An 11,736-nucleotide genomic window follows, 5' to 3' on the forward strand; every position below is an offset into this window, starting at 1 on the left:
ACGCACACACGAGGAAAGCCAATGCAATCCATGCTGCACCTGAAGAAGTTGCTCGAAGAAGCCGTTACGGCCATGGGGCTCAGCCTGCCCCAAGGCGTCAGCCTTGAACCACCCAAGGACATCAAGTTCGGAGATCTGGCCACTAACGCGGCCATGATACTCGCCAAGCAAGCCGGCAAGCCTCCCCGGGAGGTGGCCGCCGAGTTGCGTGAGCGCCTTCTCGGCAGCCATCCCGAAATCGAGCGAATCGAGGTGGCCGGGCCCGGCTTCCTCAACTTTTCGTTTGCACCCTCCTTTTGGCAGTCGATCCTGCAGGATGTCCTGGGACAAGGCGACCGTTTCGGGGCACTGGACGTGGGCCAGAAAAAGAAAGTTCTAGTGGAGTATGTCTCGGCAAATCCGACAGGTCCCTTGCATCTCGGCCATGGCCGAGGAGCGGCCCTGGGCGACAGCCTGGTCCGGGTGCTGCGCTTTGCCGGCTTTGATGTGACCACCGAGTTCTACATCAACGACGCAGGCCGCCAAATGCGCCTGCTGGGCATGTCCATCTGGGTGCGCTATCAGCAGGCCTTTAACCGGGACGTCGAACTCCCGGAAGACAGCTATCGGGGCGAGTACATCAAGGACATCGCCGCCGAGATCGCGGCGAGCCACGGCAGCGAGCTCCTGCAGGTGCCCGAAGCCCAGGCCATGGATGTCTGCCGCGAGCACGGCATGCTGTCCATCCTCAAATGGATCAAGCGGGATCTCAATGAATTCCGGGTCAGCCATGACATCTGGTTCTCCGAAAGACGACTTGTGGACACCGGACAGGTGGAGTCCACGATCAAATGGCTCCAGGACAAGGGGTTGGCCTACGAGCAGGAAGGCGCCCTGTGGTTCAACTCCACGCGCTTCGGTGACGACAAGGACCGTGTACTGCGCCGGTCTTCTGGCGAGCTGACCTATTTCGCCTCGGATATCGCCTACCACGCCGATAAGTATTCTCGCGGCTACGACCTGTTGGTGGATATCTGGGGCGCGGACCATCATGGCTACGTGCCGCGCATGAAGGCCGCGGCGCAGGCCTTGGGCAAGGATGCCGATCAGTTGCAGGTAGTGCTCGTGCAGATGGTCAATATCCTGCGCGGCGGCGAGCAGATCTCCATGTCCAAGCGCGCCGGCACCTTCGAGACCCTGGCCGACGTGGTCAAGGAAGTCGGCGTGGACAGTGCGCGTTTCATGTTCATGACGCGCAAGAGCGACAGCCATCTGGACTTCGACCTGGAGCTGGTCAAGCAGCAGTCAATGGACAACCCGGTCTACTACGTACAATACGCCCATGCACGCATACGCTCGGTGTTCCGAAAGGCTCGCGAACAGGGTCTCGCTCTTCAGCCGACCGTCGATCGGAGCAAGCTGATGGCACTGCTCGACACTCCTGAAGACATCCAGCTCCTCAAGCTGATGGATCACTTCCCCGACGCAGTGGACGCCGCAGCCAAGTCGCTCAGCCCGCACCACATCAGCTTCTTCCTGCGAGAGTTGGCCGCGCTCTTGCACAGGTATTATTCAGTGCATAAGGTTCTCGGTGCGGAATCGTCGCAACTCACCCTGGCGAGATTACTGCTGCTCGACGCAGTGGCGCAAGTACTCAGAAACGGGTTGCAGCTGCTTGGCGTGAACGCTCCGGAACAGATGTAGATCGCGCGGGTTGCGCACAGGAGTATAGTCATGGCCACACAAGAAGAAGGTAGATTCACACTCAAGGCCTTGCGACGCGATGGACCACCCAAAAAGTTCACCCTCGAGTTATCGCTTGGTGGGCTCGTCACATTGGGCGTGGCCGTAATCATCGGGCTAGTCTGGGTCTTCATCTTCGGCATCATTGTAGGCCGCGGCTACAGGCCGGAACAAGCCGTGCCCGAGATCGCCAAAATCATGCCCGACTCTGGACGCGCCCCTATCGCCGCCGAACCGCCCAAGGTGCTCCAGCCGGAGGAGCTTAATTTTCATGAGGCCCTGCGCCGAGACCCGCCTGTCCTTCCAAGCGAGATTGCGCCCATGGAGCGCGCGCCCGAACGGCAGGCAACCCGGGAGGCTCCGATAGCAATAGCCCCCGTGCCTCAAACGCCGGCCCAGGATGCTTCGGCCGTCAAAGCCCCACAAAGCCAATGGGTCTACCAGGCCGCATCCTTCAAGGATAAAGGCCAAGCCGAAAGCCTGCTGCGCAAAATCATGGCGCAGGGCGTTGCCACGAGTCTGGAGAAGGCTCCTGTCAACGGGGTTACCTGGTACCGTGTGCTCGTCACCATCAAGGGAACAGAGCGGGACAACGAAGCAGCCCTGGCCGAGCTGTCCAAGATCGGCTTGCCTAAGCCGCTGCTGCGCAAACGTAACGCTCTCTAACAATCTATCGCAAAGGCCGCTCTGGACCTTTCAAGCCTGTAATGGTTGAGGCAACCTCAACCATTACAGGGCTTTATTTATATTTTTCTCATCCGGAGAATCGTCTCTGCCCGCTAGCCCATTTTTGCATGGGCGAGATGGGCGTTACCTTCCCAAGCTTCAAGGAATGAGTAACGACGCCCCAGGCCTCGTCTGCCCTATAGGGGATTGTTCTAGAGCAGATTGCTTTTAAGACGCCCGCTCCGGCGTTGACGGCGCAAGTGAATTGCGCCTACGCCTGCGCGGCGGCAAGCCATGCCGACGCATGGCTTGCAGAGCATTTTCAAAAGCAAAATGCTCTAATATATCGAGAATGAAGAGCTTTTCAGGCAGAGAATTATACTATGCGCACCCCTCGCCTGCCATCTGTCAGTTTTTTTTCAACAGCCCGCCTACTTTTTTTGCGCCTGAATTCCCCAAGCAATGGACGGAATGTGGACACCAATCAAAGTGCGCACAGGTCCGCAGAGCAGGCCTTCCGGGTCCTGCGCTTCAAATTGCAAAAGCCTCGGCAGGTTATCAGCATAGGCCGTTCGGGCCAGTTCCTTGGCATGGATTATGTAAAGCTGCGGCCAATTCCATCATTGGCGGACGTTTCACAGCCTGGAGGGGCCATGGCAAGCCTAATGCTGCTCGACGACTTATTAAAACTTCTCGGCTTTTTTGATCTTCGACCTGTTCTGCAAGACACAGGTAATTCCGGCGGTGAGGAGCGTTGCTTGCTCGTGTGCTGTCCGGCCTGCGGTCGCCAGTTCAACGTGGAGATTCTCCAATTTCCTAATGAAATCGTTTTCAACCACGAGGATTTGCTCTGCCCTAGCGAATGCAATGCTTCCAAGGTCAGGATAGCGGACTACCACGAGCAAAAAGAGTTTGAGAGACTGGAAGAATTCTTCGCTTCCGAGGCTCGGGCTGCAGGCGCGGCGCGCTGTGACGATCTTCTGCCCTTACGTAAGCGACTCATGGAAAACTGATCTGCCAGTTATCCACTGCTGCCGGTGATACTGGGCTTGGTACAGCCCGGCATCCGGCCTTGAAACAGGCGCCTGTTGTGAGCCCATGCCGCGTGTAGATGCATGACTTGCATGCTGCCGCCCATGGGCTTGCGGGCTTCAGTCAGTCAGCCGCTTTATCTAGAGCAGATTGCTTTTAAGACGCCCGCTCCGGCGTTGACGGCGCAAGTGAATTGCGCCTACGCCTACGCGGCGGCAAGCCATGCCGACGCATGGCTTGCAGAGCATTTTCAAAAGCAAAATGCTCTAATTAGGCTTCCCAAGCTTTGCAGCCGAATCCACCAGCATTGACAACAGGAAGGCGCGTCTTGAGATCACCATCTGCGGGTGTGGGTAACCGCTTGTTTGGTCTCCACACTATCTGCTTGAAAGATCCTGATCAAACTGCTCGCTCATGATGAGCTCTCTGAACTCGGGAACAAGCTGGCTCGATTCGAGAAACTCATACATGCGGTTGAACAGCTTGCGATTGACGAATAGTTTGCCCTGATCGTCGTAAGAGAAAAATATGAAAGAGGCGACCTTGGGCCGCAAAAAAGTGAATGTCGCGAACTTGGGGACGCCGTTTACCTCCTTGAACATGATCTCAACTTCGAGGTCTTTTCTGCTCAGGCGCTTGCGCAGACTGGAAATGATATGCTTGTGGTCCTTGGTCGCAAGCATGGCCTTGGCCATGCCCCGCCGCTCGAACTCCTTGACCGTCGCGAGCAACTCATTCTTTGCGTTCGCTGGCTTCTCCATGATCCCCCTCCCTGCGCTGACCCGGCGCGAGTCGCTGGCATCTGCTGCTGTTCCACTTGACGGCTCCAAGGCGGGCCGGTGCAACTGTTAGCCTGAAAAGCCTGCCGTGGGCGGCACACGCGGAGATATGCCGGTTGGACATCTGCATACATGAAAAAACCCAGCTGGGCCAGCCGGGTTTGGTAAGCAAGCGCAAAAAGCCCGCCACGGTAAAGCGGCGGGCTTGGCGGCTATTGAAAGAGTAGAGGCCTACGCGGAGCGGAGCTGGTTGACGGCCTGGGACAGGCGGGAAACCTTCCGGCCGGCATTGCGCCAGTGGATGACTTTCTTCTGGGCTGCCGTGTCCAGAATGGATGTCGCCTGGGTCAGGGCCACGGAAGCCTGGTCGGCGTTGCCCTCGGAAACGGCCGTGCGTACGGCCTTGACGGCGTTCCTGACGCGGGTCTTCATAGCCTTGTTCCGGGCATTGGCCTTGAGGCTCTGGCGATGCCTCTTCTCGGCGGACTTGTGGTTTGCCATGTGCTTTTCTCCTCGGTTGTTCCGCGCTGCTCAAATATGGCTACCGCTATCGGTTTTATTCGCGGCAATTAGCGAAAAAGGGCTCTTACACATTATAGTTTGTCCTGTCAAGCGCACACGCGCTGGACAGAGTGCACCATTACACTTGAAGCGCGTTGAAGTCGGCCAACCTGCCTAGCATGGACACTAGACGCTGGAGCAGATTAAGGCGGTTTAGGCGCAAAGCGGGATCCTCGGCCATGACCATGACGTTATCGAAGAAACGATCCACATAAGGTCGTAGCTCGGCCAGCAGGCTCATGAGAGAAGCGTAGTCGTCCTGAGCCCATAAGGCATCGAAGCGAGGGCTCACGGCCTCGATAGCCTGAGCCAACTCCCGTTCGTGCTCGCTCTCCAGCAGCCTCTTTTCGTAGGCTCCGTCCAAGGCCACACCAGCCTCGGAACCCTGCTTTCGGATGATGTTCGCTGCGCGCTTGAAGGTCAGCACAGCCTGCTCGAAACCTTCTCCACGGCTGAACTCGCTTAATGCTTCCAGGCGGCGGCTAAAGGCCCAGATGTCGTCTATGCCGGCCCCCAGACAGGCCTCCACGACCAGAGTTTCGTGCCCTTTGGCCGTAAAGTACGCCTTAATGCGCTGGGCGAAGAAATCTAACAGCTTGCGCAAGGACTCGTCAGGCGCAAGCTTCCATTGCACATCGCCGTAAACGCCGTGGGCCGTGCGCAGAAGGTCCGTAAGGCTCAAGCGCAGCCCATGATCGATTACGATACGACAGATGCCCAGGGCCTGACGCCGCAGGGCATAGGGATCGGCCGCGCCCGTGGGAACCATGTCTAAGCCGAAGGTGCCGGCCAGGGTATCGGCCTTGTCGGCCATAGCCAGCAGCGCGCCGGCCAAACTCTGCGGCGTCGGGCTGTCCGGCCCGGTGGGCAGATACTGCTCGGCTATGGCTTGGGCCACGGTTTCGCCTTTGCCCTTCTTGCGCGCGTAAATGCCGCCCATGATGCCCTGGAGCGTATCGAACTCGCCCACCATGTCCGTGACCAGATCGCACTTGGCAAGCAGGCCTGCCGCGGACAAATCCAGCAGCAACTCGGGGCTGGTCTGCTGGGCAAGGTATCCACACAACCGTTCCAGGCGGCGCGACTTGTCACCCATGCTGCCCAGGGGGCCAAGGAAGGTCACGCTGTCGAGCTTACGGCACCAGTAATCAAAATCCCTGGACAGGTCACCCTTCCAGAAGAAGCGGGCATCCTCCAGACGAGCCTTGAGCACGCGCTCCCAGCCCTTGCGCACCAAGTCTTCATCCTTGGGCTCCAGGTTGATGACCGTAAGGAAGAACGGCAACAACTTGCCATCTTTGCCCTGCACGCCAAAGCTCTTCTGGTGGCTCTCCATGCTCGTCAGCAGCACCTCGCGCGGCAACTCCAGATAGGCCTTGTCAAAGGAGGCCAGCACAGGAATGGGGTGCTCCACGAGGTTGACCACCTCCTCCAGCAGACTCTGCTTCCAGACCACGCTGCCGCCCTCGGCCTCGGCCGAGGCATTACCAAGCTTGCGAATGATATCCAGGCGTCTGGTCGGATCCAGGACCACCTTGCCCTGTTCCCTGATGACCAACTGATAGTCTTCAGCGCGGGCGATGGCGAAGGGACCCGCGCCCATGACACGATGGCCCCAGGTCAAATTGCTTGATTCAACACCTGCCAGGGAGAAACGGATGATCTCCGAGCCGAGCATGGCCACGATCCAGCGGATGGGCCTACCGAACGTGAAATCGCCGCTACCCCAATGCATTTTCTTGGGGAAGTTCAGAGCGGAGACTGCCGCCTGGCATAATGCGGGCAGGATGTCGATGCTGCGAGCACCGCCAGTGGCCTTCTTAGTCGCCAGATATGCGCCTTTGGCCGTCTCCACTGTATATAGGGATTCGGGCGGCACACCTTGGCTGCCGGCAAAACCAAGGCCGGCCTTGGTCAGCTTGCCTTCGGCATCGAAGGCGATGCGCGCCGGAGGTCCGGTGACCTCCTCCACCTCGCTGCGCTGGCTCTCGGCCAAATCGGCCACCATAGCCACCAGGCGACGGGGCGTGCCATATGTGTGGATTTCGCCGCAATCGATCTTGGCCTCGGCCAAGCGGGAGAACAAGCTGGCGGCAAGCTCGCTGGACAGCGCGGGAACGAAACGCGCCGGCATTTCCTCGGTCCCGATCTCGAAAACGAACTGGGGCATGGCGATCAATCCTTGGTCGGCATCGTGTTCAACAGCGGATAGCCCATTTCCTTGCGCTGGGTGGCGTACAAGCGCGCGACCCGGGACGCCAGATTGCGCACCCGGCCGATGTAGCCCGTGCGCTCGGTGATGGATATGGCTCCACGGGCGTCAAGCAGGTTGAAGGCGTGTGAGCACTTGAGGCAGTAGTCGTAAGCCGGCCAAGGCAGGCCCACTTCACACAGGCGCAGACACTCGCCCTCATAAGAACTGAATAATCCGAACAGCATGCCGGCATCCGAGAACTCGAAATTGTACTTGGACTGCTCCACCTCGTTCTGGTGGTGGACTTGGCCGTACTTTACGGTCTTGTTCCAATCCAGGTCGTAGACCGACTCCTTGCCCTGGAGATACATGCTGAGGCGCTCCAGGCCGTAGGTGATCTCTACGCTCACAGGGTGCAGATCAATTCCGCCGGTCTGTTGGAAATAGGTGAACTGCGTCACCTCCATGCCGTTGAGCCAGACTTCCCAGCCAAGACCCCAGGCTCCCAATGTCGGTGACTCCCAGTTGTCTTCGACGAAGCGGATGTCGTGCGCGGCCGTGTCGATGCCCAGGGCGGCCAGACTCGCCAGGTAGATATCCTGCACATCATCGGGCGAGGGCTTCAGGATGACCTGAAATTGATAGTAATGCTGCAGCCGGTTGGGATTCTCGCCGTAACGACCGTCAGTGGGCCGCCTGGAGGGCTCGACATAGGCCACTTTCCATGGCTCGGGACCGATGACCCGGAAGAACGTGTGCGGGTTGAATGTTCCAGCCCCCACCTCGACATCGAACGGCTGCCCGATGACACAGCCGTAATCCGACCAAAACTGCTGCAGACGCAGGATTACTTCCTGAAAGGTCATGCTTCTACCCCGATACTGCCGTGCTTAGGGCCGCGGAGCGTCACTCCCGATGGAATCCACGCTCGTTCTGACGCAGGCCCAAATGGTACTGCACATACTTGTCCACTATCTCGTAGCACTCTGAGCGGATTTCGGAAACCACCCGCAGGCTTCTCCACTCCCGCGGACCCGTGGCTTGGAGATGAGAGAGAAGGCGCATGGTGCCCCTACTCGCCGGCAAGGCAAGCCCCGTGGACGGCCTGCACACTTGGCAGGATACACTACCCCTCTCCACGCAGAAGACGGGCGAAGGGATTTGCTCTATATTCTTGCCGCAAAGATGGCAAGACTTGAAATCAGGAGCAAATCCGCTCTCAAAGGCCACGGCGGCGCGGAAGAAAAGCGGCCAAAAATCTTGATCCTCCCCGCCATCATCCAGTGCCTCGAGCGTCGCCAAGGTGAGATCGTAGACGGCCCTGCTGGTGTCGACTCCAAGCTGGAAGGCCTGCAGGAACTTGATGCAGTTGGCAGCCATGCCCAGCGTTGGCAAATTCGCCTTGAGCCGAGGATAACCGCTCAAAAGCGTGCTTTCCTCAAGCTGGAGATATGCCATGTTGCGGCTTGAGCGGGCCTTGAAAAGCACGAGGTTGAGCGCATCAAGGCAACCGCAAAAACGCCGCCGACTGCGGCTTCCGCCAAAGGCAAAGGCCGTCAGAATGCCTCTGGTGGGTGTCAGCAGGCGCACCCACTGGTCGTATTCCCGGAAGCGACCGACTTTGAGAATAAGTCCATGCTCGGTGAATTCCATCTCTGCCTGGCGCCACCCCTGGCGCAATGCTGCAGCTAAGGCAGCGTCAGCCGCCGCACCTGGCCTGGTTGAGCATTCAGAGCGTAGGGCTGGCCATTGAGAACAAGATCCACGCCACCGGCGTTTCCAAGCATGAGGCTAAGCGACCCGTTAAAGTTCAGACGTGCACGTCCGCCGGGCTGCAGCATATACTCGCGCACGGTTCCGTCAGCGTGCGTCGCCTGCAGCCAGCACGTTTCGCGGGCCTGCACCACGAGGATGCTGCTTGCGGCAGGCTGATCCTCGGCCGCCCGAGCCTGGGGAGCTGGGCTGGCAAGCGGGGCCTGAGCCGGTTGGGACGGAGTCGCCGGCTTCGGCGTCTCGACCGGAGCAGGTTGAACCGGCTCCGGTTGGACGATAGCTGCAACGCTTGGCTCAACGGCTGCGGCCGGAGCGGCTTCAACAAGTTGGGCTGCCGTGGATTCGGACCCGACGCTTACCACGGCTTCCGGTTCGAATGCGGATTCGTCGGGTGCATCCACTGGTGCAGTCGGAACCAGCTGCGTTTCCAGCTCCTGAGACTCGGCCGGCCGTGTCGCCGGTGCGCTTCCCGCTGTGTGGGAAAAGTACCAATAGGTAGCGCCAGCGGCGACCACAAGCAGGGCGAATGCGGCCACACTCATGCGATTGCCCGTACGCAGGGAGCGCACCTCGGGATGGTCCTCCTCCCTATCAGGCACAGCCTGGCGATACACTGGTCGATACTGGCCGCTGGTTGTGCCGGTTGCAAAATCACTCAAGGCTTCGCTCAGGTCCATTCCCAAATATTGGCCGTAAACTTTTATAAATCCCTTGGCATAGACCGGATGCGGAAGCAGCTCGCTCAAGCCGCTCTCAATTCCTTGCAGGCTGGAGAGGCTGATCCTCGTCTGCTGAGCGATATCTTCCAGCACCAAGCCGCGTCTCTCGCGTTCCTCGCGCAACATGGTTCCAATCTCGCGCAGCTCCATTGAAAACTCCCCCAACTTGAAGACTCGGTTAACAGTGGTTAATCAAAAACGTATATCGACGATTGCTTTTGTCTTGAGATCCTGCATGTACTCAGCATATTGGACGGCATACTTGGGATCGTAAAGCTTCTGGCGAATCTCTTCCCTGACCTCATCCAAGGAGCGTTCCTTGCCCGGAATGATAGCCTTGAGCTTAAGAATGGCCTTATTGCCGTCAATGCTGAAAGGCTCGCTTATTTCGCCCGGGTGGATCTGGGCCAGCGCCTCGCGCCATTGGGAAGCCAACTCCGACCACTTGAGTCTGCCGATACTTCCGCCGCTCTGGGCACCAGGACCCTTTGAATATTTCCTGGCTGCCTCCTCGAAGCTGATTTCAGCCTTACCGAGCCGCTGCACTAGTCCATCCGAGTCCTCGTTTGGCGGAAGCAGAATCAGACCGAGCTCGACTTCCTTAGCCTGGGTGTAATCGCTTTTATGCTCATCATAATAGCGCAGAATCTCCTCGTCCGTCACAAGAACTTTCCGGCGAACCATAAACGAGAGAACCCTGTGGCGCAGCATGCTCTCCCTGATGTTACGTTTGTACTCTTCGCGCGTCATGTTCTCGCGCTGCAGCTGCCGGCCCAAATCCTCTTCCGTCATGCTGTTGGACTGCCTGAACTGGCGGATGTGATTCTCCACTTCCGTGTCGTTCACCTCTAAGTTCAGTCGTTTCGCTTCCATGAGCAGGAGGATGTCGTCCACGAGCCTGTCCAAAAGCTTCTTGCGTACTACGGTAAGCTGTTGCTCGTCCTGTGCGTTGAGCTTTCGGCCACTTAGCTGCATGAGGTAGGGTGCGAGTTCCCGGTCGAGATCATATGAAGTGATGACTTGGCCATTGACCACGGCGACGATCCTGTCCACGATCTCGGTCGCGCGCGCGGGAAGGCAAGCCAGCATAAGGGCACAGGTGACAAGCAACACCTGGGCGGGAATCCCTCTCCAATAAAATGATGAGTTCAAGTCAACTGCCGTTTTTTGCAGGTACAGGTATGGATTCAAGATCATCGTCCTCATCCGCTGGTATCTGGTCCGGCACCATCTGATCTGGATACTCCTGCTCCTCGCCTACTATGGGCGCCTCCGCAGGCATCTCGGCATCAGCCTCGAGGGGCTCACCCATGAATTCTCCCTCATCCTGGGAAGGCTGGTCGTCCTGCTCGTCCTCGACCTGCTCCAGCAAGTGCTTGCTGATTGTGATGGTCGCGACCTCAAGCTTGCGCGCCAACCAAGCATTGAAGGCATCGCGCATCTTCTGGTCCAGCAGGACCTGCTCCACTAAGGGATAGGCCTGCGTGGGATCCAGAACCTTGGCAGGGCTGCGCTCCACAAGAATGAGACGATGGAATTTGGATTCTTCGGTAAGCACGCTGGAAGCTTCGCCCGGCTCCAGGTTGGCCAGGGCGTTAAGCCAGCTGGCAGGCAGCCTGTCTTCGCGCATCCGTAGTTGGCGGACCTCAACTTCCTTGAGCTTGGCGGCAATGTCGGCCGCAGCCTCGCCCTTAGAGAAGAGTTGCGTGGCCTTGAGCACGAGTTCCCTGCTCGGCCCGGTGATGATCAGGAACTTGAGCCGCGAAGGCAGATAGAAGTCCGACAAGTGACTCCTGTAATAGGAGTCCGCCTCGGTATAATCAATTTTGATGGAGGGCCGGAGCACCTGCTGCAAGAATTTCTCGATGGAGATTCGTGCCTTGAATTCCTTACGCCAGAAGGAAATATCAATGTACTCCTCCACCAGGATCTCCTCGAAAGCACCCTCGGGATAATCCTTGCGCACCGAATCTTCGGCCTTGTTCAGCTCTTCATCGGTCACTTCCAGGCCCCGGTCGGCCAACTCCTGAATGATCAGCTCCTGAATAATCAGATCACTCAGGATGGTACCGTAATCAGTACGCAGCTGGTTGACCGTCGGATTCAGGTCATCGGTGGAGTCCAAGTACATGATGTCATACTTGTACTCCAACTGATTGAGATGGATAGGACGCCCGTTGACCATGGCGATGACGCCTGGCTCGCTACGGTCCGAAGAACAGGCCGTGACGATGATCGAAGCCAGAAGGGCCATCAAGAGGCGCGTGGCTCTGAGCATGGCGGTTATTTA

11 protein-coding genes are annotated in these 11,736 nt (G+C 58.3%); 3 read left to right on the top strand and 8 right to left on the bottom strand.

Features of this window, described 5'->3' with window-relative positions; translation table 11 throughout:
• The first annotated feature begins 21 nt into the window (after positions 1-21).
• From argS to H585_RS0106730, 3 genes are all read left to right on the top strand, one after another.
• On the top strand, positions 22-1,683 hold the full coding sequence (gene argS, locus H585_RS0106720) for an arginine--tRNA ligase (protein WP_027367262.1): 1,662 nt from the start codon (positions 22-24) through the stop codon (positions 1,681-1,683).
• A gap of 30 nt (positions 1,684-1,713) precedes the next feature.
• Positions 1,714-2,388: an SPOR domain-containing protein gene (locus tag H585_RS0106725; RefSeq protein ID WP_027367263.1), complete on the top strand. Its 675-nt coding sequence runs from the start codon at positions 1,714-1,716 to the stop codon at positions 2,386-2,388.
• A 473-nt stretch (positions 2,389-2,861) separates the two neighbouring features.
• Positions 2,862-3,401, top strand: coding sequence for a hypothetical protein (locus H585_RS0106730; RefSeq protein ID WP_244432492.1), 540 nt, complete (start codon positions 2,862-2,864; stop codon positions 3,399-3,401).
• Between the two features lie 396 nt (positions 3,402-3,797).
• Here the strand turns inward: H585_RS0106730 and H585_RS0106735 are convergent, their stop codons facing one another.
• The 8 genes from H585_RS0106735 to H585_RS0106770 all read right to left on the bottom strand — a co-directional run bounded on the left by H585_RS0106735 (position 3,798) and on the right by H585_RS0106770 (position 11,724).
• Positions 3,798-4,181, bottom strand: coding sequence for a hypothetical protein (locus H585_RS0106735; RefSeq protein ID WP_027367264.1), 384 nt, complete (start codon positions 4,179-4,181; stop codon positions 3,798-3,800).
• 249 nt (positions 4,182-4,430) lie between these two features.
• Entirely contained in the window at positions 4,431-4,700 is a 270-nt protein-coding gene (gene rpsT / locus H585_RS0106740) for a 30S ribosomal protein S20 (protein ID WP_005983294.1), read from the bottom strand.
• A gap of 139 nt (positions 4,701-4,839) precedes the next feature.
• Complete coding sequence (gene glyS, locus H585_RS0106745) at positions 4,840-6,930, bottom strand: glycine--tRNA ligase subunit beta (protein WP_027367265.1); 2,091 nt, start codon at positions 6,928-6,930, stop codon at positions 4,840-4,842.
• 5 nt (positions 6,931-6,935) lie between these two features.
• Positions 6,936-7,820 (bottom strand): glycine--tRNA ligase subunit alpha, encoded by an 885-nt coding sequence (glyQ, locus tag H585_RS0106750; RefSeq protein ID WP_027367266.1) that lies wholly within the window; start codon positions 7,818-7,820, stop codon positions 6,936-6,938.
• Between the two features lie 40 nt (positions 7,821-7,860).
• A complete protein-coding gene (gene recO / locus H585_RS0106755) occupies positions 7,861-8,607 on the bottom strand; it encodes a DNA repair protein RecO (protein ID WP_027367267.1) in 747 nt (248 codons plus the stop codon).
• 35 nt (positions 8,608-8,642) lie between these two features.
• Positions 8,643-9,596: a helix-turn-helix domain-containing protein gene (locus H585_RS0106760; protein WP_027367268.1), complete on the bottom strand. Its 954-nt coding sequence runs from the start codon at positions 9,594-9,596 to the stop codon at positions 8,643-8,645.
• 42 nt (positions 9,597-9,638) lie between these two features.
• The gene (locus H585_RS0106765) at positions 9,639-10,652 is read right to left on the bottom strand and encodes a SurA N-terminal domain-containing protein (RefSeq protein WP_338042132.1); all 1,014 of its coding nucleotides are present in this window, start codon (positions 10,650-10,652) and stop codon (positions 9,639-9,641) included.
• Positions 10,600-11,724 carry a peptidylprolyl isomerase gene (locus H585_RS0106770; protein WP_014260725.1) on the bottom strand — a complete coding sequence of 375 codons (1,125 nt, stop codon included), beginning with the start codon at positions 11,722-11,724 and terminating at the stop codon, positions 10,600-10,602. The genes H585_RS0106765 and H585_RS0106770 overlap by 53 nt, the downstream gene beginning before the upstream one ends.
• Positions 11,725-11,736: the final 12 nt, after the last annotated feature.

It is taken from the genome of Desulfocurvibacter africanus subsp. africanus DSM 2603, assembly GCF_000422545.1.
In the GTDB taxonomy this organism is placed as follows: domain Bacteria; phylum Desulfobacterota; class Desulfovibrionia; order Desulfovibrionales; family Desulfovibrionaceae; genus Desulfocurvibacter; species Desulfocurvibacter africanus.

Excerpts from the sequence above, each read along its gene's own strand:
- argS (WP_027367262.1), top strand. The coding sequence starts at position 22 with ATGCAATCCATGCTGCACCTGAAGAAGTTGCTCGAAGAAGCCGTTACG.
- H585_RS0106725 (WP_027367263.1), top strand. The coding sequence starts at position 1,714 with ATGGCCACACAAGAAGAAGGTAGATTCACACTCAAGGCCTTGCGACGC.
- H585_RS0106735 (WP_027367264.1), bottom strand. The coding sequence starts at position 4,181 with ATGGAGAAGCCAGCGAACGCAAAGAATGAGTTGCTCGCGACGGTCAAG.
- rpsT (WP_005983294.1), bottom strand. The coding sequence starts at position 4,700 with ATGGCAAACCACAAGTCCGCCGAGAAGAGGCATCGCCAGAGCCTCAAG.
- glyS (WP_027367265.1), bottom strand. The coding sequence starts at position 6,930 with ATGCCCCAGTTCGTTTTCGAGATCGGGACCGAGGAAATGCCGGCGCGT.
- glyQ (WP_027367266.1), bottom strand. The coding sequence starts at position 7,820 with ATGACCTTTCAGGAAGTAATCCTGCGTCTGCAGCAGTTTTGGTCGGAT.
- recO (WP_027367267.1), bottom strand. The coding sequence starts at position 8,607 with ATGGAATTCACCGAGCATGGACTTATTCTCAAAGTCGGTCGCTTCCGG.
- H585_RS0106760 (WP_027367268.1), bottom strand. The coding sequence starts at position 9,596 with ATGGAGCTGCGCGAGATTGGAACCATGTTGCGCGAGGAACGCGAGAGA.
- H585_RS0106765 (WP_338042132.1), bottom strand. The coding sequence starts at position 10,652 with ATGAGGACGATGATCTTGAATCCATACCTGTACCTGCAAAAAACGGCA.
- H585_RS0106770 (WP_014260725.1), bottom strand. The coding sequence starts at position 11,724 with ATGCTCAGAGCCACGCGCCTCTTGATGGCCCTTCTGGCTTCGATCATC.